Source organism: Ideonella aquatica, assembly GCF_018069755.1.
Lineage (GTDB): Bacteria > Pseudomonadota > Gammaproteobacteria > Burkholderiales > Burkholderiaceae_C > Ideonella > Ideonella aquatica.
On the sequence record NZ_JAGQDE010000046.1, the window covers coordinates 1 to 20,699 of the forward strand.

The window sequence follows — 20,699 nt, forward strand, 5'->3', positions numbered from 1 at the left end:
CGCGGCGCAGCGGCCCGGCCGGCATGGTCGGCCGCGGCGCGCGCAGGCGGTGGCCGCGCTCGGGCGCCACGCCCACCCAGCGGCTGGCGTGCAGCACCTCGGGCGCGGGCAGGCAGCCGGCCAGCGCGGCGGCAGCGCCGGCGGACAGCAGCGCGCGGCGTCTCACTGGTGCACCCGTCCCCACTCGGCCTCGAAGGTGTGGACCAGGCCCTGGGTGGACAGCCGGTTGGGCTCGGCGTCCACCCGCGCCATGTCGGGCGGGAAGTGGAACAGCGCGGGCAGGCCGTCCAGGCTCAGAAAGCGCAAGCCCGGCGGCAGCGCCGTGGGCGTTCGCCAGGGCCGGCGGCTGGCCAGCACGAAGCCCCATTCGCCGAAGCTGGGCACGTGCGCGTGGTAGGGCGTGGCGCTCAGGCCCACCGCCTCGATCGTGGCCACCACGGTCCAGAAGCTCTGACGCGCGATCAGTGGCGAGGTGGTCTGCACCACCGCATAGCCGCCGGCCGCCAGGTGCTGGTCGACCAGGGCGTAGAAGCTGGTGCTGTAGAGCTTGCCGATCGCGAAGTTGGTGGGGTCGGGGAAGTCGATGACGATGGCGTCGAACACCTCGTCGTGGCCCTCCAGCCAGGTAAAGGCGTCGGCGTTGACCAGGCGCAGCTTCGGCGACGACAGCGCGTGCGCGTTGAGCGCCGACAGCCGCGGTTCGTCGCGGAACAGCTGGGTCATGCGCGGGTCCAGCTCGACCAGCGTGACCTGCTCCACCGACGGGTGCTTCAGCACCTCGCGCACCGCCATGCCGTCGCCACCGCCCAGCACCAGCACGCGCCGCGGCGCGCCCTGCGCGGCCAACGCCGGGTGGACCAGGGCCTCGTGGTAGCGGTACTCGTCACGCGAGTGGAACTGCAGGTTGCCATTGAGGAACAGCCGCGTGCCCGCCGGCCCCTGGGTGACCACCACGCGCTGGTAGGGGCTGGTCTCGCGGTAGATCGTCTGCTCGCCGTAGAAGCGGTCCTCGGCCCAAGTGGTCAGGCGGTTGGCGCCGGCAAAGCCGGCCAGCAGCAGCGCCACCACCGCGGCGCAGGCCAGTGCCATGCGGCGCCAGTGCGGCAACTCGGGACGGAACAGCCACAGCGCCCACACCGCCACTGCCGCATTGAGCAGGCCGAAGAACAGGCCCGTGCGGATCAGCCCCAGGTGCGGCACCAGCAGCAGCGGAAAGGCCACCGCCACCACCAGCGCGCCCAGGTAGTCGAAGGTCAGCACCTGCGAGACCAGGTCCCGCAGCACATAGCGCTCGCTGAACTGGCGCTTGAGCAGGCGCATCACCAGTGGGATCTCCAGCCCCACCAGCACGCCGATCACACCCACCAGGCCGTACAGCAGCACGCGGAACTCGGCGCTGGCGCTGGCCGGGAGGCTGGAGTGCGCCACAAACAGCGCCGCCGGCATGCCCCCGCCGATCGCCCCCACCAGCAGCTCCACGCGCAGGAACACCGCCACCAGCTCACGCTCGACATAGCGGCTCAGCCAGCTGCCCAGGCCCATCGCGAACAGGTAGGCGCCGATCACGGTGCTGAACTGCAGCACCGAGTCGCCCAGCAGGTAGCTGGCCAGCGCGCCCGCGGCCAGCTCGTACACCAGCCCGCAGGCGGCAACGACGAAGACCGAGGCCAGCAGCAGCAGCTCGGCCGGGTGGATGCGCGCCGCGGCGCGATCCGCAGTCACTAGCCGTGGATCGCGGCGGCGACGATCAGGCCGATGGCGATGAACATCGCCGCCACCACCAGCGCCAGCGCGAGGTTTTTCTTCTCGACGATCTCCTCCCACAGCTGGTAGGGCGTGAGCTTGTCGATCACCACAAAGGCCAGCCACAGCACGACCACGCCGATCACGGCATAGACCACCGAGGCCAGCATCACCGCGGGTTTCAGGGCATCCAATTCCATCTCGTGTTCTCCTTCACTTGTGGCTGCCCCCGCTGGAGTAGCCGCCGAACGAGCTGCCTCCGCTGGAAAAGCCGCCGCCGCTGCGCTGGTTGCGCAGGCATTGCTGGTACTCGGCGCTGGATTCGCCGAAGGTCTGGCGCTGGGCGTCGCAGGCGCTGTCGCTGCCGTCGCAACGGGCCAGCAGCAGCATCACGACGATCACCACCACCATCACGATCAGACCATGGCTGATGCGGCTGCCCAGGCTCTGCGCGGCCACCGGCCGGCTGGCACTGGCCGCGGCGGCGCTGGGCGCCGCGCCGACCAGCCCGAAGGCGCTGTTGACCTCGGCATTGGGCAGGCGCCGGCCGGCCGACCAGACCAGCTCGGTGTCGGACTGCTCGCTGGCCAGCACGCCCTCGCCGTCGCGCTCGCGGTAGTCGGTGACCTCGAGCGACTCGCCCTGGCGCACCTGCCAGTAGAACTCGCCCAGCACCCAGGTGGTGGTGGCGCGGTAGGGTTCCTCGACACGCCAGTAGGTGCGTCCCTGCCAGGCCACCTCGCCCAGCCGGGTCTCGGGCACGCCGGTGATCGGGCGCACCACGCTCCAGCCGCTGTAGGTGTCGGACAGGAAGGCAAAGCCGGCCTGCCGGTTGTAGAGCAGGTATTCGCGCCAGAACTCGCGGTCGTCCTCGTCGTCCTCGGGCAGGCTGCAGCGCTCCTGGAAGCCCACCACCTGCCAGTCGATCGGCGTGGCGCTGTCCACTGCCAGGCGGCCGCTGGCGCCCAGCGGGATGCCGGGCCCGCGGCCGCTGGCGCCGCTGTTGGCCTGCTGGTAGTGCGCCAGGTCGCCACCGATGCCGGCCGACACGTCGATCACCGACTTGCACTGGCCGCAGGTCACCGACTGCGTGGTGCCCAGGTTCAGCGCCACGCTGGCGCCGCAGCTCGGGCAGGCCAGCGTGCGGCCCTGCAACGCCGCCTGCGAGGCGCCCTCCTTCAGGCCGCGCAGCGCCAGGTCGGCCAGGCCCACGCGCTGGCCGATCGACCACTGCGGCTGGCCCGAGACCTGGCCGTCGAGCGTGCCGACCGAGCCGTTCTCCAGCCGCAGGTCGGCCACCGGGAAGCTGCCGTCCAGGCGCGGCGGCCGCGGCAGCTCGCCCTCGGCGGCGATCAGCGAGGCCTGGATGCGTGAGGCCACGCGCCAGGCGTCGCCGCCGATCAGCACCCGCTGCCCGACCTGCAGGTCGTCCCAGGCCGGCGGCGGCTGCAGCGCCGGCTGGTCGAAGGCCATCACATAGGCGCCGTTGTCCTCGCTGAGCCAGGCCGACTTGCCGGACTCGCCCTCGAACAGCGCGTGCCACTCGTTCCAGGTGCCGTCGGCGTAGCGGTACTGCAGCCGCCCCACCAGCGTGAAGGGCTCGCCGTGGTAGCGGCCGCTGACGCCCAGCTGCAGCGGGCTGTGGTCATTGAACAGCTCCGAGACCACGCCGATGCGGCGCAACGCCTCGCCGTCGCGCACCAGGGTGCTGCGGCAGAAGCTGCAGACGGCGCTGGCCGACGCGGCCGAGGCGAACTCGACCGGCGCGCCGCAGCCGGGGCACAGCGCCTGCCAGCGCCGCTGGGGCGCGGGCGGCGGAGAAGCGGGCGTTGTCAATCCAGCCAGCTCACAATTTCTTTAGCAGCTCGGCCTTCTTGCTGGCGAACTCGTCCTCGGTGAGGATGCCCTTGGCCTTGAGCTCGGCCAGCTTCTCGATCGTGGCCATCACCTCGTCGGCGCCCATGGCCGCCGGCGCCGCCGGCGCCGCCGCAGCCGCTGACGCGGCCGGCTGCGCCTGCAGGCCCTGGCTCAGCTGCTGCGCCAGCACCTGGCCCAGCGCCACGCCGGCACCCAGGCCCATGGCGTCGCCAGCGATGCCGCCACCCTGGCCCACGCCCTCGGCCAGCTTGGGGATGGCCTGGGCGGTCTGGTACTGCATGAAGGCGCCCATGTCCTTGCCGACCATGCCCATGCCGATCTTCTGGTCGAGGATCTTCTGCAGCTCCTCGGGCAGCGACACGCTTTGCAGCGTCACCGACTCGAGCGCCAGGCCGATGGCCTCAAAGGACGGCGCGGTGGCCGCCTGCAGCTGCTTCGCAAACTCCACCTGGTTGGCCGCCAGGTCCAGGAAGGCGATGCCCGACGCCGCCACCGCGTCCGAGATGTGCTGCAGCATCAGGCCGCGCAATTGGCCGTCCAGGTCCTCGACGGTGTAGCGGTCGCGGGTGCCGGAGATCTCGGTGTGGAACTTCTTCGGATCGGCGATGCGGTAGGCGTAGTTGCCGAAGGCGCGCAGGCGCACCGCACCGAAGTCCTTGTCGCGGATCGTGACCGGCTGCGCCGTGCCCCAGCGCTGGTCAACCTGCTGACGGGTGCTGAAGAAGTAGACGTCGCTCTTGAACGGGCTCTCGAACAGCTTGTCCCAGTTCTTCAGGTAGGTCAGCACCGGCAGCGTCTGCGTGGTCAGCTTGTGCATGCCGGGGCCGAAGACGTCGGCCACCTTCCCCTCGTTGACGAAGACCGCCATCTGGCTCTCGCGCACCGTCAGCGAGCCGCCGTACTGGATCTCGTTGTCGGCCATCGGATAGCGCCAGGCGAGCACGCCGTCGCCGGGCTCGGTCCACTCGAGGATGTCGATGAACTGCTTCTTGATGAAATCCATCAAACCCATGGTGTCTGTGCCCTCCGTGGCAACGCCGGCCAACTTGCCGGCCGGGCAAATAATACGCGCCATGACCGCCCCTGCCGAACTCCCGCTGCGCCTGGCCATCGTTGGCGCGGGCCCCGCCGGCCTGACCCTGGCCCTGCTGGCCCATCAACTGCTGCCGCGCGCGCAGGTGGCGGTGTACGACGCCCGGCCCGCCGAGCGCGATGTCGCGGCCGATCCGCGCACACTGGCGCTGTCGCTGGGCAGCGTGCAGTTGCTGGAACGCCTGGGCGCCTGGCCCGCCAGCGCAGCGCAGCCGATCACCGAGGTGCGCGTCAGCCAGGCGCCGCCCACGCTGTCGCGCGGACCGCTGCAGGCCGCGGTGCGCATCAGCGCGCAGGAGCAGGCCGTGCCGCAGCTGGGTGCGGTGATCCGCTACGGCGCGCTGGTGGCGCCGTTGCAGCAGGCCTGGCAGGCCGCCTGCGCGGCCGCGCCGCAACGCGCCGAGCTGCATCTGGGCCGGCCGGTGGCCGCGGTCAAGCCGGTGGCTGGCGGCGTGGAGATCGACGCCGGCATCGCCGAGACCGCCGACCTGGCGGTGATCGCCGAGGGCGGCGTGTTCGCCGAGCAGTCGCGCAAGGCGCTGAGCCACGACTACCGCCAGCAGGCCTGGGTGGGCCAGGTCACGCTGGAGGCCGGCTTCACGCCCGGCACCGCCTTCGAGCATTTCACCCGCGAGGGCCCGCTGGCGCTGCTGCCGCTGCCCGCCGCGCCCGGCGATGGCGCCGGCACCCGCCAGGCGGCGCTGGTGTGGTGCGTGGCCACCGACGACGACCCGCTGGCGCCGCTGGACGATACCCAGCGCCTGGCCGTGCTGCAGCACCGCCTGCCCGACGGCGCCGGCCGCGCGCTGGCGCTGTCACCGCTCAAGCGCTTCGCGCTGGGCCTGAACGCCGAGACCACGCTGGTGCAGGGCCGCTGCGTGCGCATCGGCAACGCGGCGCAGACCCTGCACCCGGTGGCCGGCCAAGGCCTGAACCTGGGCCTGCGCGACGCCTACAGCCTGGTCGATGCACTGCGCCACGCCGCCGATATCGACCAGGCCCTGCGCCGCACCGAATGGGCCCGCGCGCCGGACCGCTGGGCGACGATCGCCAGCACCGATTTCCTGGCCCGCAGCTTCACCTGGCAGGCGCCCGGCCTGGCCACGCTGCGCGGCCTGGGCCTGGCCGCGGTGCAGGCGCTGCCACCGGTGAAGGCGGCGCTGGCGCGGCAGATGATGTTCGGGCGGCGCTGAGGCCATCCCCAGGACGGTGGATGCAGCCTGCGCGGCCCGGCGCATCATCGCGCCTCCATGACTGAGCCGAGTGACGCCATGACCCGCATCGCCTTCGCCTCCTGCTTCTGCACCACCGTCTCGACCACCCAGCCGGTGTGGTCGCGCATCGCTGCCGAGCAGCCCGACCACCTGGTGCTGCTGGGCGACTCGGTCTACCTGGATATCGGCGCACCGCAACCGCCGCAGCAGATGGACACGCTGGCGTTCGCCAGCTGGCTGGTCGATCGCTACCGTGCTCAGCTGGCGGTCAAGAGCTTTGCCGCGCTGGTGCGCGGCCTGCCGGCCGATGGCCGCGTGCACAGCCTCTGGGACGACCACGATTTCCTGTGGAACGACGCCTGCGGCGTGCCGCTGGCCCAGCGCCCCGAACAGGTCGAGAAGATCGCGCTGAGCACCGCGGCGCAGACGCTGTGGCGAGAGGTGCTGTCAGCGCGCCTGGCCGGCCCGTCCTTCCCACAGGACAGCCTGGACGCGCGGCTGTGGCCGCAGCCGGCACGGCCGCTGGCCACGCCCAGCATCGCGCTGGCGCCCGACCTGTGGCTGCACCTGAGCGACGGCCGCACCTGGCGCACCGACGACAGCATCTTCGGGCCGCCCCGGCGCGCGCTGTTCGGCAGCGCCCAGCGCCAGCGGCTGGCCAAGGCCTTTGCCGCCGCGCCGGCCGACGCGGTCCACCTGTTCGCCAGCGGCTCCACCTTTGCCGGCTACAAGCGCTACGAGGAGGACAGTGCCTGGCTGCTGGGCCAGGCGGCGGCGCACCGCACGCTGATGCTCAGCGGCGACATCCACCGCAACGAGCTGGACGCCTTCCACACCGGCGGCTTCCCGTTGCACGAGGCCACCTCGTCCGGCGCCGCGGTCCGCCTGGCGGTGGTGCTGGGTTCGATGCGCGAGAACTTCGGCCTGGTCGATGTCGATGCGCAGCAGCTGCACATCCGCCTGTTCGACCGCGAGGGCCTGCAGTTTGAGCGGGTGATTGACCGCGCCAGCTGGCTGCCGCTGCGCTGAACGATCACTCGAACGCCAGCGGCCCCAGGCGCCCCACCGCCGCCGCCAGCCGCCAGCGCGCGCGCAGCCAGGCGGCGCGGCTGTCGGCCCATTGCTGGCTGGCCTGGGCCAGGGCGTCCTGGGCCTGCAGCACATCGCCAAAGCTGCCCACGCCCAGGCGGTAGCGCTCGGCCACTGCTTGCAGCGCGGCCTCGGCGCTGTCGCGGGCGCGGCGCATCTCGCGCCAGGCGTGGCGCTCGGACTGCAGCAGCCGGCCCTGCTCCCAGACCAGGTTCTCGGTCTGTGCCAGCGCGTCGGCCAGTTCGGCCTGGCGCACCTGCTGCTGGGCCTGGGCGTCGGCCACGCGGCCGCGGGTGACGCCGCGGTCAAAAAGGGGCAGCGACCAGCTCAGCGAAGCGGTGGTGACGCTGCGCACCTGCAGGTCGTTGCTGGAGCGGGTGCGGCCGGTCTGCGCGCTGGCGCCGATGCTGCCCCAGCGGCCGGCCTGGGCGCCGTCGATGCGGGCCTGGGCTTCGGCCAGACGGGCCCGCGCGGCCAGCACCTGAGGGTGGCGCTCGCGCGCCTCGGCGATCAGCGTTTCCAGGTCGGGCGGCTCGCCTTCGTCGGTGACGGGGCCGGCGTCGAGTTCGATGACGGTGCTCGCCGGCAGGCCCAGCGCCACCGCCAGCGCGCCGCGCGCCACCAGCCAGGCGCCCAGCGCGCGGGCGTGTTCGGCACGGGCCTGGGCAGTGGCCGCGTCGGCGCGGTGGCGCTCGGCCAGGCTGGCCGCGCCGGCACTGCGGCGCGCCTCGACCAGCTGGCTGTTGGCCTCGGCCTGGCGCAGCACGCCGGCCAGCGCGTCGACCTTGTCCTGCGCCGCCTGGGCGGTGGTGTAGAGCAGCGCGGCCTGGCCGATCGCCGTCAGCACCTCGGCGCGCTGGGCATCCAAGGCGGCCGCCAGCGCGGCGCCGCTTTCGCGCGCCGCGGCACTGCGCTGGCCGAAATCGAACAGCACGATGTCGGCGCGCAACTCGGCAAAGGCGGACTGGCCGTAGCCCTTGCGGGCGTCCAGGCCACCGTTGGCGGTCAGGGCCGGCCACCAGGCCTGGCCCGCCACCTGATCGGCGGCGCGGGCCTGGTTGATCAGCCCGGCGCTGCGGCGCACGCCCAGCGCGTGGCAGACCACGCCGTCGATCGCTGCCGGCAGGCTCCAGGCCGCAGGGGGCGGGGCGTCGGCGGCGCAGCCGGCGCCCAGCTGCAGGCTGTCCAGCGCCGGTGCGGCGGCCTGGGCCGCGGCGGCCGGCGGCGCGTCGGCCTGGGCGTCGATGCGCAGCCCCTGGGCAACCGCGGCGCCGGCCAGCAGGCCCAGCAGCAGACCGAGCGGGATCCTCATGCGCGTGCCAGGCCCTGGCGGGCGGCGTAGTCGGCGGCGGGCTCGTCGCGCAGCACGCCGCCGTCGCCGATCTCGATCACCCGGTCGGCCAGCGCCAGCGTCTGCGGACGGTGGGCGACGATGATGCGCGTCACGGGCTGGCGGGCGATGGCCGAACCGACCTCGGCTTCGCGCGCCAGGTCCAGGTGGCTGGTCGCCTCGTCCAGGATCAGCACGCGCGGGCGGCGGTACAGCGCGCGCGCCAGCACCACGCGCTGGCGCTGACCGCCTGAGAGCGTGCTGCCCATGTCGCCCACCAGGCTGTGGTAGCCCATGGGCATGCGGGCGATGTCCTCGTGCACCGCGGCCAGGCGGGCGCACTGCTCGATCCAGGCGGGGTCGGGGCGGGGGTCGAAGCAGCTGATGTTGTCGGCGATCGAGCCGGCGAACAGCGTGTCGTCCTGCAGCACCGTGCCCACCTGGGCGCGCCAGCGCGCCAGGCCCAGCGTGGGCAGCGGCTGGCCGTCCACGCGGATCTCGCCGCGCTGCGGCGTGTGCACGCCCAGCAGCAGGTTCAGCAGCGTGGTCTTGCCGCAACCCGAGGGGCCGGTGATGGCCACCGATTCGCCAGGCGCGATGCGCAGCGTCAGGCCGCGCAGCACCTCGGGCGTGCCCTCGGCGTAGCGGAAGGCCAGGCCATCGATCTCGATCGCCGGGGGCTGGGTGGACAGCGGCGCGGTCACCGCCGGGCCTTCCACCTCGGGCGCCGTCAGCACGATGTCCGACAGGCGCTGGGCATCGAGCTGCAGCATGCGCAGGTCGAAGTACTTGTTGATCAGCTCGCCGAAGCGGGTATCGAACTGCGTGCGGTAGGCCAGGAAGGCCAGCAGCATGCCCACGCTGAGCGTGCCGGCCATCACCTCGCGCGCGCCCAGCCACAGCAGGCCCAGCCCGGCCAGGCCGGTCAGCAGGCGGCGCGCGGTGCGGTAGACGATGTCCAGGCGCTGCACCTTCAGGCCGGCATTGACCTCGGCCACCATCAGCGTCTGCCAGGTGGCCATGCGCTCGGGCGTGCGGTCAAACAGGCGCAGCGTGCGGATGCCGCGCACGGTCTCCAGCAGGTGGCTGGATTCCAGCGCGCCGCGCACCAGGCGCTCGGCGCTGGCCTCGCGCAGCGGCCGGTAGCGCAGTGCCCGCAGCAGCGCATAGGCCAGCACGGCCAGTGTCGCGAACAGCGTCAGCCAGGGGCTGTAGAGCAGCATCAGGCCCAGCGTGAACAGCACCATCAGGCCGTCCAGCGCGGTTTCAACGAAGGTGGTGGTCAGCACCTGCTGGATGTTGGCCACCGAGCCGAAGCGCGACATCACATCGCCCAGGTGGCGCCGCGCGAACCAGTCCAGCGGCAGCTTCAGCAGGTGCTGCAGCACATTGCTGCGCCACTGCACGCGCAGCTGCGTGCCCACCCGCAGCACCAGCCAGGCGCGGGCCACGGTGAAGACCTGCTGCACCAGCAGCAGCAGCACGAAACCGATCGCCAGCGTGCCCAGCAGGCTGGTGTCGCGCGAGACCACCACGTGGTCGACCACCCACTGCATGAACAGCGGGCTGGCCAGCGCCAGCGCCTCCAGCAGCAGCGAGACGCTGAAGACCCGCCACAGCGTGGCCGTCAGCCCCTCGACGCGACCGATCAGGCGGCGCACCGACACCGGCTGCGCCTCCTCGCGCGGCACGAAGCTGCTGTCGGGCCAGGCCTCCAGCGCGACGCCGGTGAAGCGGCGCGACAGCTCGTCCATGCCGATCCGCCGCTCGCCGCTGGCCGGGTCGACGATGCGGCAGCGCGTGCCTTCGACCGCCACCAGCACCACGAAATGCGCCAGGTCCCAGTGCAGCACGCAGGGCAGGCGCAGCTGCGACAACTCGTCGGTCTCCAGCCGCACCGCGCGGGTGGCCAGGTGTTCGGCCTGGGCGACGCGTGACAGGTCGGCCAGCGTCATGCCCTGCGGCGACGCGCCATGACGGCTGCGCAGCGTGGCCAGGTCGGTCAGCGTGCCGTGGTGGCCCAGCAGCATCGCCACGCAGGCCAGGCCGCATTCGGCGGCCTCGGTCTGCAACACCGGCACCAGGCGCGGCGTCCAGCCCATCTGCAGGCGCTCGAGCCAGGACGGCGGGGTGGGAGAGGTCTTCATCACTGGCGCAGGCGTTCCTTGACGCCCAGCAGCGGCTCGAGCATCCATTCATACAGGCGACGCGACTCGTGCAACAGGTCGGCCTCGACGCGCATGCCGGCCTGCAGCGGCAGCGCCGCGCCTTCCACGGTCTGGGCCGGCAGCTTCACCGTGACCGCGAACAGCGGCTCGGCGGCCCATTCGGGGCGCCAGGCCGACTCGCCCAGTTCGGCCGGCGTGGCGGCGGCGCCGGACACCGACAGCACCTCGCCGCGGTGCTGGCCGTACTTCTGGTACGGAAAGGCGTCGTAGCGCAGCAGCACCGGCATGCCGGGCCGCACGAAACCGGCGGCGCTGCTGGGCACATACAAGCGCGCCACCAGGGCGCTGTCGCCGGGCACCAGCTGGGCCAGCTGACGGCCGGCCTCGACGCTCTGGCCCACCTCGGCGCGCAGCTGCGAGATGCGGCCGGCGGCCGGGGCGCTGACCTGCACGCGCCGACGCGCCTCGATCTCGGTGTATTCGCGGCCGGCCTGCTGGGCCTGGCGGTCCAGCTCGCCGCGCTGGATCGCGCTGCGGGTCTTCTGCGCATCGGCCTCGCGGCGGGCCTCGACCAGTTGACGCTCCAGCGCCAGCAGGTCGCGCTGCAGCGCCTGGACCTGCCCCTGCAGCTCGGACTGCTGGGTCTCGCGCACCAGCAGCTCATCGCGTGAGACAAAACCCTGGCGGAACAGCGCCTGGTAGCGCTGCGCGGCCTCTTCGGCACCCTGGGCGCGCTGGCGCAGCAGCGTCAACTGGCGCTGGGCCTGGGCCTGTTCGGCCTTCAGCGTGTCGATGCGGCGCGCCAGCTGCCCGGACTCCAGGCGCTCGGCCAGCTCCACCCGGCGCAGGTCGGCCTCCAGCGAGGCCTTGCGGGCCGTGATGCGCTCGGCCACCTGGCGCTGCCAGGCCTCGTCGCCGGGGCCGCCGCGGTCGTCAGACAGCACGAACAGCAACTGACCGGCGGGGACGGTCTGGCCCTCGTGCACATGGGATTCGACCACGGTGCCGGCCTGCGGCGCGGCCAGCCGGATCAGGCCGGCGGCGGGCAGCAGCACGCCGTTGACGGTGGAGCGCCGCGCGTAACTGCCAAACACCAGCAGCGCCGCCAGGCTCAGCAGCAGGGTCCAGGCCAGCAGCGCCAGCCAGCGCGACGAGGCCCCGGGCCACAGCACCACGTCGCCCACCTGACGCGGCGCGCGGGCGGCCACGGCCTCGGCACGGAACAAGGGGGCATCAGGCGGGGTCGCAGACATCGTTCGAGGCGGGTTCGGCGCCCGATGGTAGGTGCAGCCGGCAGGTCAGCCCAAGAAAAAGGGCCCCTGAGGGCCCTTGGTGGGCAGGCGGCCAGTGGTCCGCCCGCCACAGTTCCGGTCGCGGAAACTCAGGGCGACACGGGCGGGGGAGCGGGCGGCGGCGGCGACGGCGGCTTGCAATGGTTGCTGCTGCTGCTGCCATGGCCGCTGCAGCCGTGGTGGCTGCTGCCACCGTGGCTGCAACCGCCGTGGCCGCGGCCCCAGCCGCCCCAACCACCCCAGCAGCCCCAGCCGCCGGAGACCTTTTCCATTTCTTCGAGAGTCAGGACGCGCATCAGAGCTTCCTTTCGTGGGAGGTTTATCGAGGAGCGGATCATCACGAGGGCGTTACTCCTTGACAATCCCCAATTGCGTTATCGCCCGACTATTGTGACATTCTCCACACATGAACGTTACCAACTCTTGTCCTGAACCGCTGGACGTCCGCCACAGCACGCTGTGCCTGCTGGCGCCCGGCCAGCTGTCCCGCCTGCTGCGCTGGATGGAACAGCTGCCGGTGAGCCCGAACCTGCGCCCGATGGACCTGGCTGACGCCTGGCGCGCTGCCGGCCCGAGCTGGGAGCGGCTGTCACGCGAGGAGGCGGGCCGCGCCGATGAGCCGGTGGTGCTGCCGCTGCCGCCCGCGGTGCAGGCGCATGTGGAGGCGGTGATCGCCACACCGGCCGTGCAGCGCACGTTTGACGCCGTGCCGGTGGCCTTCGGCCTGGTGCCGTTGGCCCAGCTGATGGTGTCGCAGTACTCGCTGACCGGTGCCACCGTGGACGCGCTGACCGCCGGCCCGCCGCCCGGCCCCGAGGCCCTGGCCGCGCTGTGCCTGCCGCTGCAGGGCGGCGACGCCGATGCCGGCCTGCGCCTGGTGCACCGCGGCCCGCGCGAGCTGGTTTTCGTCAGCGACACCCATGACACGCGGATGCTGGACACCCGCTGCTTCCTGGGCGCCGAGCGGCCCGACCTGCCGGTGCGCGGCCACCCCGAGGCGATGGTGGGCCTGTTCCTGGGCCAAAGCACCAATCTGGTGAATGTGCTGCTGCACCGTCGGCGCCTGCTGGTCAACAACGGCCACCACCGGCTGCATGCGCTGCTGGCGGCAGGTGTGACCCATGTGCCGGCGCTGATCCAGGTGTGTGGCAGCCGCGAGGAGTTCGACGAGGTCGCACCGCGCGCCGCGCGCGACGCCTACCACCCGTACTTCGAGTCGCCGCGCCCGCCGCTGCTGGCCGACTTTGCCAATCCTGCGCTGACCCTGGCCGTGCGCACACCGCCAATGCGTCGCGAACTGAAGGTCACCTTCGAGTGGGAAAGCAAGATGGTGGCGATCTGAGCACCGCGCTCAGCCACCTTCGGCCTTGAGGAACAGCGCCCGGTCGGGCGCGAAGTTGGCGTGCAGCGGCAGCAGCGCGCCGCCCAGCGCGCGCGCGTCGGAGCCGATCGTGCCCGGCAGCAGTTGCGGCCGGGTCACGCCCTGCCAGTCGTAGCGGTCCAGCGCCTGCTCGGTGGCCTGGCGCAGCGCGTCGCGCAGCGCGGCGGGGATCGAGCCGTCGATGATGACGTTCTCGATGTCCAGCAGGCAGGCCGCGCTGTTGATCGCCAGCGCAATGGCCGCGCCGGTGGACGCCAGCCAGGCGCTGGTGATCGGCCACCAGGGGGCCTGCAGCGCGCGCTCGTCACCGGCCGCCTCCAGCGCCAGCCCGGCCTGGGCGAAGCGCTGCTCCAGCTGCAGCAGCGAGGCCTCGCTGAGCAACTGGGCGGGCGAGGCCTGGCTGGCCGCCGGCAGGCCCAGCGGCATCGAGCCGATCGCCCCGGCGTTGCCATGCAGGCCGCTGCGCAAGTGGCTGTCCAGCACCAGCCCGCCGCCCACGAAGGTGGCCAGGAACACATAGAGGAAGCTGCTGATGCTGCGGCCGCGGCCAGCCACCAGCTCGGCCACGCAGGCGGCGGCCGTGTCCTTCATCAGCGTCACCGGCCAGTCGCTCAGGCGCTGCACCTCGGCGGCAAAGTCGATCGCCTGCCAGGCCTCGCCCACCTCGGGCGGCATGTCCAGCAGCGTGCGCCAGCCGCCCAGCGAGAACGGGATGGCGATGCCCAGGCCCTGCATGCGCGCCAGCTGCTCCTCGGGCAGCGTGCTGCGCAGCTCGGCCAGGCATTCGTCAATGAAGGCCAGCAGCGCGCCGGCCTCGGGGTAGCGGTAGGAGCGCGACCAGCGCTGGCGCACCGCGCCAACGAAGTCGACCAGCAGCACGTCGATGCTGCGCCGGCCGATCTTCACGCCCACGGCAAAGGCGCCGTCGGGCGCCAACGCCAGCGGCACCGAGGGCTGGCCCACCTTGCCGCGCTGCGGCGTGCCCTTGAGCAGCAGGCCGTCCTCCAGCAGGCGCTTGGTGATCAGCGACACCGTCTGTGCGGTCAGGTGGGTGACGCGGGCGATCTCGGCGCCGGGCAGCGCGCCGTGCAGGCGGATGGCCTGCAGCACCACGCGCTCGTTGTACTGGCGCAGGCCGCCCTGGCTGGAGCCGCGGGGCCGCAGGCGGCGGACCTCGGCGCCTTCCTTGGCGGCGGTGCGGGCATCAGGGGACAAGGTCTTCTCCGAGCACGCCCTTCTTGAACAGGAAGTTGCCCCAGGGCTGCAGGTCCCCGGTCAGCACGATCGCATGGGCGTGGCGGACCCGATCGTAGAACGCAAAGCGTTCGGTCGGCTGACACTGCGCCGGCTGCGCATGGCCCAGCTCGGCCAGCATGCCGATCACCCGGCGCTGCTGGGCGCTGCGGTAGGGCGGCTCGGTGCCGCCCACCTGCATGTAGGCCACCGGCTGGTCCACCATGGCGTCCAGCGGCAGCAGGCTCAGCACGGCGCGGGCGGCGCGCTCCACGTCGGCGCCCGGCAGGCGGACCACCGGCTTGCCCTGGGCCAGCGTGACGGCGGTGAAGTTGGCGTCGGCGATGACGATCTCGTCGCCATGGCCCATCTCGGCCAGCGTCTTCAGCAGCTCGGGGGTGAGCAGCGGGTCGATTCCCTTCAGCATGGCAGCCTCTTGTTCAGGCCAGGCAATCAGCGGGAATGTCCTCGGGCTTCATCGCGCCGGTCATCACCGCCACGGTGTCGCTCATGCTGATCTTCTTCGGGTTCAGCACCGCCGCCCGCTTGCCCAGGCGGGCCACATGGATGCGGTCGGCGATCTCGAAGACATGCGGCATGTTGTGCGAGATCAGGATCACCGGCAGGCCCTTGTCGCGCACCCGGCGGATCAGCTCCAGCACCATGTTGCCCTCCTTCACGCCCAGCGCGGCGGTGGGCTCATCGAGGATCACCACATGCCGCGCAAAGGCCGCCGCACGCGCCACCGCCACGCACTGGCGCTGGCCGCCCGAGAGCGTTTCCACCGCCTGCGTCATCGAGCGGATGCCCACCTTCAGGTCGGCCATGCGCTCGATGGCTGTTTCCAGCATCTTCTTCTTGTCGAGCATGCGCAGGACGTTGCCCAGAAAGCCTTCTCGGCGCAGCTCGCGGCCCAGGAACAGGTTCTCGGCAATCGTCATGGCCGGCGCCACCGCCAGGTCCTGGTAGCAGCACTCGATGCCTTCGCGGCGGGCGTCCATCGGGTTGCGAAAGCGCACCGGACGGCCGTCCAGCAGGATCTCGCCCTCGTCGGGGATGGTGGCGCCGGAGAGTGCCTTGATCAGGCTGGACTTGCCGGCGCCGTTGTCGCCGATCACGGCCAGGATCTCACCGGCGCGCAGTTCGAAGTCGGCGCCGTCGAGTGCGGTGACCTGACCGTAGCGCTTGACCAGGCCCTTGGCCTGCAGAACGAGTGGCTGGCTCATTTCAACGCCCTCCCTTGCGAGACAGTTGGTCCACGGTCACGGCCAGGATCACCAGGATGCCGGTGATCAGCACCTGGTAGACCGAGTCCACGCCCATCAGCGTCAGGCCGTTGTTCAGCACGCCGATGACGATGGCCCCGACCAGCGAGCCCAGGATCAGGCCGCGGCCGCCGAACAGGCTGGTGCCGCCCAGCACCACCGCGGTGATCGCGTCCAGGTTCTCGGTCTTGCCGGCGTTGGGGTCGCCCACGCCGGTGCGGCTGACCGCCAGCAGCGCCGCGATGCCGTAGAGCACGCCGGCCAGCACGTAGACCTGCAGCAGCACCTTGTCGGTGGGGATGCCCACCAGGCGCGTGGCCTCGGGGCTGTTGCCCACCGCGTAGACATGGCGCCCCGCGCCGGTGTCGCGCAGCCACCACCAGAAGCCCAGGTACAGCAGCACCATCAGCAGCGAGCCCCAGGCCACCTGGGCGCCGCCCAGCGCGAAGGTGTTGCCCAGCACGGTCATCTCGTCGGGCAGGCCGGTGACGGTCTGGCTCTTCGAATAAAGCTGGGTGATCGCGAAGGCGATGTTGAAGGTGCCCAGCGTGACGATGAAGGGCGGCAGCCTGATGCGCGTGACCAGCAGGCCGTTGATCAGGCCGAACAGCGCGGTGGCCGCCACACCCGCGGCAATCGCCAGCGGCCAGGGCCAGCCCAGGTCGACCGCGAACTTGGTCATCACGATCGAGCCCAGCGCCATCACCATGCCGCAGGACAGGTCGATGCCCGCGGTCAGGATGATCAGCGTCTGGCCGATGGCGATCACGCCCACCACCATCACCTGCTGCAGGATCAGCGACAGGTTCTGCGCACTGAGAAAGTTGTCGGTGGTGGCGGCGAAGAAGACGCAGGCGAACAGCAGGGCGATGAAAGGCCCGAGCTGGCCGATCGGCGGCAGTGTGCTCTTCAGGGTGTCCATGGCGGATTCCGGTGGCGACGAGGGATGCGGCAGCCCCGCCGGGGGCCTTCTGCGGGCCCCGAGGCGGGTTCTGGTCTCAGGCGTTTACTTGTTGCCCCAGCAGAGGTCGGTGCCAGTCTTGACGTCCTGGCTGTCGACGCCGGCCACCGCCTTGGCGGCGATCAGGGTGACGCCGGTGTCGGTGTAGCCGCTGGGCTTCTTGCCGCTCTTGGCGTACTCCACGCCCGCGGCCACGCCCATCGAGGCCATCTTCAGCGGGTACTGCTGGCTGGTCGCGGCGATCTTGCCGGCGCCCACGTCCTTGATGCCCTGGCAGCCACCGTCGACGCTGACGATCAGCACGTTCTTTTCCTTGCCGGCCTTCTTCAGCGCGTTGTAGGCACCGGCGGCGGCAGGCTCATTGATCGTGTAGACCACGTTCACATCGCCGGCCTTTTGCAGGCAGTTCTCCATGCCGGTCTGGCCCTTGGCCTGGTCGCCGTAGCTGTCGGCCATGCAGACCACTTCAGCGGGCTTGGCCAGTTCATTGCTCTTGGCGTCCAGGCTCTTCAGGCCCAGACCCTGCAGAAAGCCGTTGTGGCGCTGCGCGCCCACCGGGTGGCCGGGGAACAGGTCCAGCGTGACGATCCTGGCGGGCTTGCCCGCCAGCGCGGCCTTGGCGTACTGGCCGATCAGCACGCCGGCCTTGTAGTTGTCGGTGGCGAACAGCGCGTCGGTGCCCTCCACCGGGTCGGTCGGGCTGTCCAGCGCGATCACCAGCACGCGCTTGTCGCGCGCCTTCTTGATGGCCGGGATGATGGCCTTGGAGTCGCTGGGCGTGATCAGGATGGTCTTGGCGCCGGCGGCGATCATGTTCTCCATCGCGGTCACCTGACCGGCGTTGTCGCCATCGGTCTTGCCGGCGCCGGTCAGCAGCTTGGCGCCCAGCTTCTTGGCCTCTTCCGCGGCGCCTTCCTTCATCTTCACGAAGAAGGGGTTGGTCTCGGTCTTGGTGATCAGGCCGATCACCGGCTGCGACTGGGCGAAGGCGACGCCGCCCAGGCTCAGGGCGGCGGCCACGGACAGCATCTTCAGGGTCTGGGTCATGGTGGTGTCTCCGGTCAGGTTCGGTGTGGGCGGGCGCCGGTGCCGGGCCCCGCTGCGAGGAACGCGGAGCGAAGTGTGGGCGCCTTGTTTAAATAAATCAAGTGGATTGATTAATGGAAAACCCCGATGCTTCCGGTCGGGCCGGACGGCACCATGCCGGCGGGCTGCAAACGTCTGCGGCCGAGTCTGCACAAGGAGAAGACGATGTTCGTGGTCTGCGGCGAAGCGCTGTTCGACGTGTTCGCCACCGGCGACACCCCCACCGGCCTGGGCCTGGACGCCCGCATCGGCGGCTCGCCGTTCAACGTGGCCGTGGGCCTGGTGCGCCTGGGCCAGCCCACCGCCTTCATGGGCGGGCTGTCCACCGGCTTCCTGGGCGAGCGGCTGCTGCGCGCCTTCCGCGATGAAGGGGTGGATGAGCGCTGCCTGGCGAAGCTGGATGCACCCACCACGCTCAGCCTGATCGGCGTGGACGCGCACGGCGTGCCCTCCTACAGCTTCTATGGTGACCGCTGCGCCGACCGCCGCCTGCCGGCCGCGGTGCTGGACACCCTGCCCGCCGAGACCCGCGCGATCCACTTCGGCTCCTACGCCATGGTGGTGGGCGAGACCGCCCAGACGCAGCGCGCGCTGGTCGAGCGCGAGCACACCCGCCGCGTCATCGCCTACGACCCCAATGTGCGCCTGAACGTGGAGCCCGCGCTGGAGGTCTGGCGCAGCACGCTGGACTGGATGGCCGCGCGCACCCATCTGCTGAAGGTCAGCGACGAGGACCTGGGCCTGCTCTACCCCGGCGTGCCGCTGGCCGACCTGGCGCAGCGCTGGTGCGCCGCCGGCGCCGCCGCGGTGGTGGTCACGCGTGGCGGCGAGGGCGCGCTGGCCTGGACCGGTGCCGGCGAGTTGCAGGCGGCGCCGGTGCGCGTGGACGTGGTCGACACCGTGGGCGCGGGCGACACCTTCCAGGCCGCCATGCTGACCGCGCTGGCCGAGCGCGGTGCGCTCAGCCCCGAGGGCCTGCGCCAGCTGGACGCCGCCGGCTGGCAGGCCACGCTGGACTTCGCCGCGCGCGCCGCGGCGATCACCTGCGGCCGCCGCGGGGCGGATCTGCCGCGGCGCCACGAGTTGTAACCCAGGGCTTGGAGAGAGAGCCCTCTTCGGACGGCAGTCGCGCAGCCGGTGCCTATCCGCGCCAGTTCGAAGCGATCACCGGCGAGAGCGCTGCGAGGTAATCCGGTGGCAACGTCAACTGCCCAGGTGGCGGAGGGGCGAATGCCGCCATTGCGTTGACCAAATTGTCAACCTTGGTATCGAGCAAGGTGCGACCATCCAAAGTCCGAATTTTTTCAAGATGGTTGGCGCTCGCCAGATACCAGTCAGTAACCAGGGCGCGATCGGACGTTCCAATGACGCTAATCTCCAAATCATTCCCTGAACGCCTGAACCAAAGCTGCTCTGCCGCGATATCTGAGCCGAATGCCAGTATATCAGTATTCCCAGCAGTCGAATCAATGTCAGTAAATCTATCCGAACCGTATCCCCGCCCGAGAATATAAGTATCAATACCCAACCCCCCAAGAAGCGTATCATTCCCAGCGCGGCCGTCCAACTTGTTGTTTCCACTTGAGCCGTTGATTCGGTTTGAAAGTTCATTTCCAACGCCATCTATGGAGCGCGCTCCCGTCAGGGTCAGATTCTCCACGTTCGCCCACAAAGCGGAAACGGAGGAACTTGAGCGAACCGTGTCCAATCCTTCAGCGGCAAGTTCGACAACTGAATCGCCGTCACCATCAAGCTGGTAGACATCTGCACCATCTCCTCCGGCCAAGGCATCGACACCGATACCGCCACTCAATGTGTCATTGCCAGCAGCACCAAAAAGGCTGTCGGCACCGGCGCCACCGGTCAGCACATTGCCGGCCGAGTTCCCTAGAATGATATTCGATAATTCATTGCCAGCACCATTGATTGCCTCACTCCCAAGCAACTCCAACTCCTCAACCGAAGCCGCCAGCTCCAAAATGGTTACGGCTGATTGAATCCTGTCAACACCCTCCCCAGCCAACTCTGTGACCACGTCGCCAAGGGATTCAACAAGAAATATGTCATTACCCGAACCGCCGATCAAGATGTCCGCTCCACTACCGCCATCCAGAGTGTCGCTGCCATCCCCACCGGTAAGCCGGTTGGAGGCCGCATTGCCGACAAGGAAGTTGGCAAGCTGGTTTCCTGTGGCGTCCAATGCCTGAGTTCCTTGGAGACGAACTTCCTCGATATTGGCACCAAGAGCACCAATACTGACCCACGACCAAATCGAGTCAACGCCGGCGCTGACATTTTCGGTGACCGAATCTGCCAAGTTGTCTATGACGTAGGTGTCGTTTCCGTCTCCCCCGAGCATCACATCTGCGCCTTCGCCGCCGTCCATCACGTCGTTGCCGGCATAGCCCCACAAGGTGTCATTGCCCACCCCGCCGTCGAGCGTGTCGGCCAGCGCAGCGCCATAGAGCGCATCATTGCCCTCCAGGCCGTAGATGCGGTTGCTGCCATCAACGTAGCCACGGATGTTGTTCGCGTTGGCGTCACCGTAGGTGATCACCCTGGCCTTGATGGCCGCATCGTCCCAGCTCACGCCGTCGCTGAATGCAAACTGCTCAATGCGAAAACCCGTGCCTTCCGAATAGAACTGGTTGCTGATCGTCACCTGCTCTCCGCTGTCAAAGCGCAGCACCAGGTTGTTGTCCCGGCGCTCCAGAGCGCTCAGCCGCGTAGACGCCAGGTCGGCAAAGCGCACCGTGTCCACATTGCCCGGCGTGCTGTCGTACTCGCTCACCGTGTCCACGCCGTCACCCGCCTTCATCAGGTAGGTGTCGCCGCCCACGCCACCGTCCAGCGAGTCATTGCCGACTCCGCCCACCAGGGTGTCGGCATCTGCGCCACCCTGCAGGGTGTCGTTGCCAGCCCCACCCAGCAGGCTGTCGTCTCCCTCGGCTCCGCTGAAGTAGTCCA

General features: G+C 70.5%; 18 protein-coding genes. 4 read left to right on the plus strand and 14 right to left on the minus strand.

The features are described from left to right. Positions 1–162: 162 nt before the first annotated feature. The 4 genes from KAK06_RS23530 to KAK06_RS23545 are packed head-to-tail and all read right to left on the minus strand — an operon-like array spanning position 163 to position 4,633. Positions 163–1,722 carry a polyamine aminopropyltransferase gene (locus tag KAK06_RS23530; RefSeq protein WP_210804613.1) on the minus strand — a complete coding sequence of 520 codons (1,560 nt, stop codon included), beginning with the start codon at positions 1,720–1,722 and terminating at the stop codon, positions 163–165. After that, positions 1,722–1,943: a DUF350 domain-containing protein gene (locus KAK06_RS23535; protein ID WP_210804614.1), complete on the minus strand. Its 222-nt coding sequence runs from the start codon at positions 1,941–1,943 to the stop codon at positions 1,722–1,724. The genes KAK06_RS23530 and KAK06_RS23535 overlap by 1 nt, the downstream gene beginning before the upstream one ends. A 13-nt stretch (positions 1,944–1,956) precedes the next feature. Beyond that, a complete protein-coding gene (locus KAK06_RS23540) occupies positions 1,957–3,579 on the minus strand; it encodes a DUF4178 domain-containing protein (RefSeq protein ID WP_210804615.1) in 1,623 nt (540 codons plus the stop codon). A gap of 10 nt (positions 3,580–3,589) precedes the next feature. Continuing rightward, entirely contained in the window at positions 3,590–4,633 is a 1,044-nt protein-coding gene (locus tag KAK06_RS23545; RefSeq protein WP_210804616.1) for an SPFH domain-containing protein, read from the minus strand. Between the two features lie 61 nt (positions 4,634–4,694). On the opposite strand from KAK06_RS23545, the gene KAK06_RS23550 reads away from it, so the two are divergent. Further along, positions 4,695–5,906 (plus strand): FAD-dependent monooxygenase, encoded by a 1,212-nt coding sequence (locus KAK06_RS23550; RefSeq protein WP_210804617.1) that lies wholly within the window; start codon positions 4,695–4,697, stop codon positions 5,904–5,906. A 57-nt stretch (positions 5,907–5,963) separates the two neighbouring features. Next, positions 5,964–6,956 carry an alkaline phosphatase D family protein gene (locus KAK06_RS23555; RefSeq protein ID WP_247653088.1) on the plus strand — a complete coding sequence of 331 codons (993 nt, stop codon included), beginning with the start codon at positions 5,964–5,966 and terminating at the stop codon, positions 6,954–6,956. 4 nt (positions 6,957–6,960) lie between these two features. Here KAK06_RS23555 and KAK06_RS23560 read toward each other — a convergent pair whose 3' ends face one another. The 4 genes from KAK06_RS23560 to KAK06_RS23575 all read right to left on the minus strand — a co-directional run bounded on the left by KAK06_RS23560 (position 6,961) and on the right by KAK06_RS23575 (position 12,102). After that, positions 6,961–8,328 carry a TolC family protein gene (locus tag KAK06_RS23560; protein ID WP_210804618.1) on the minus strand — a complete coding sequence of 456 codons (1,368 nt, stop codon included), beginning with the start codon at positions 8,326–8,328 and terminating at the stop codon, positions 6,961–6,963. After that, a complete protein-coding gene (locus KAK06_RS23565; protein WP_210804619.1) occupies positions 8,325–10,493 on the minus strand; it encodes a peptidase domain-containing ABC transporter in 2,169 nt (722 codons plus the stop codon). The genes KAK06_RS23560 and KAK06_RS23565 overlap by 4 nt, the downstream gene beginning before the upstream one ends. Continuing rightward, complete coding sequence (locus KAK06_RS23570) at positions 10,493–11,767, minus strand: HlyD family secretion protein (RefSeq protein WP_210804620.1); 1,275 nt, start codon at positions 11,765–11,767, stop codon at positions 10,493–10,495. The genes KAK06_RS23565 and KAK06_RS23570 overlap by 1 nt, the downstream gene beginning before the upstream one ends. A gap of 128 nt (positions 11,768–11,895) precedes the next feature. Continuing rightward, a complete protein-coding gene (locus tag KAK06_RS23575; protein ID WP_210804621.1) occupies positions 11,896–12,102 on the minus strand; it encodes a hypothetical protein in 207 nt (68 codons plus the stop codon). Between the two features lie 110 nt (positions 12,103–12,212). Here KAK06_RS23575 and KAK06_RS23580 point away from each other — a divergent pair, with 110 nt between their 5' ends. Then, on the plus strand, positions 12,213–13,148 hold the full coding sequence (locus KAK06_RS23580) for a hypothetical protein (RefSeq protein ID WP_210804622.1): 936 nt from the start codon (positions 12,213–12,215) through the stop codon (positions 13,146–13,148). A 9-nt stretch (positions 13,149–13,157) separates the two neighbouring features. On the opposite strand, the gene KAK06_RS23585 is transcribed toward KAK06_RS23580, so the two are convergent. The 5 genes from KAK06_RS23585 to KAK06_RS23605 all read right to left on the minus strand — a co-directional run bounded on the left by KAK06_RS23585 (position 13,158) and on the right by KAK06_RS23605 (position 17,675). After that, complete coding sequence (locus KAK06_RS23585; protein WP_247653089.1) at positions 13,158–14,402, minus strand: ROK family transcriptional regulator; 1,245 nt, start codon at positions 14,400–14,402, stop codon at positions 13,158–13,160. Beyond that, positions 14,392–14,847: an RbsD/FucU family protein gene (locus KAK06_RS23590; RefSeq protein ID WP_210804623.1), complete on the minus strand. Its 456-nt coding sequence runs from the start codon at positions 14,845–14,847 to the stop codon at positions 14,392–14,394. Before KAK06_RS23590 ends, KAK06_RS23585 begins: the two co-directional genes overlap by 11 nt. A 13-nt stretch (positions 14,848–14,860) precedes the next feature. Further along, positions 14,861–15,646: an ATP-binding cassette domain-containing protein gene (locus KAK06_RS23595; RefSeq protein ID WP_210804624.1), complete on the minus strand. Its 786-nt coding sequence runs from the start codon at positions 15,644–15,646 to the stop codon at positions 14,861–14,863. A gap of 1 nt (position 15,647) precedes the next feature. Then, positions 15,648–16,607 (minus strand): ABC transporter permease, encoded by a 960-nt coding sequence (locus tag KAK06_RS23600; RefSeq protein WP_210804625.1) that lies wholly within the window; start codon positions 16,605–16,607, stop codon positions 15,648–15,650. Positions 16,608–16,691: 84 nt separating this feature from the next. Beyond that, on the minus strand, positions 16,692–17,675 hold the full coding sequence (locus KAK06_RS23605; RefSeq protein ID WP_247653091.1) for a sugar ABC transporter substrate-binding protein: 984 nt from the start codon (positions 17,673–17,675) through the stop codon (positions 16,692–16,694). A gap of 222 nt (positions 17,676–17,897) precedes the next feature. On the opposite strand from KAK06_RS23605, the gene KAK06_RS23610 reads away from it, so the two are divergent. After that, positions 17,898–18,821 (plus strand): carbohydrate kinase family protein, encoded by a 924-nt coding sequence (locus tag KAK06_RS23610; protein WP_210804627.1) that lies wholly within the window; start codon positions 17,898–17,900, stop codon positions 18,819–18,821. 52 nt (positions 18,822–18,873) lie between these two features. On the opposite strand, the gene KAK06_RS23615 is transcribed toward KAK06_RS23610, so the two are convergent. After that, on the minus strand, positions 18,874–20,699 hold a 1,826-nt coding region (locus KAK06_RS23615; protein ID WP_210804628.1), incomplete at its 5' end, for a calcium-binding protein.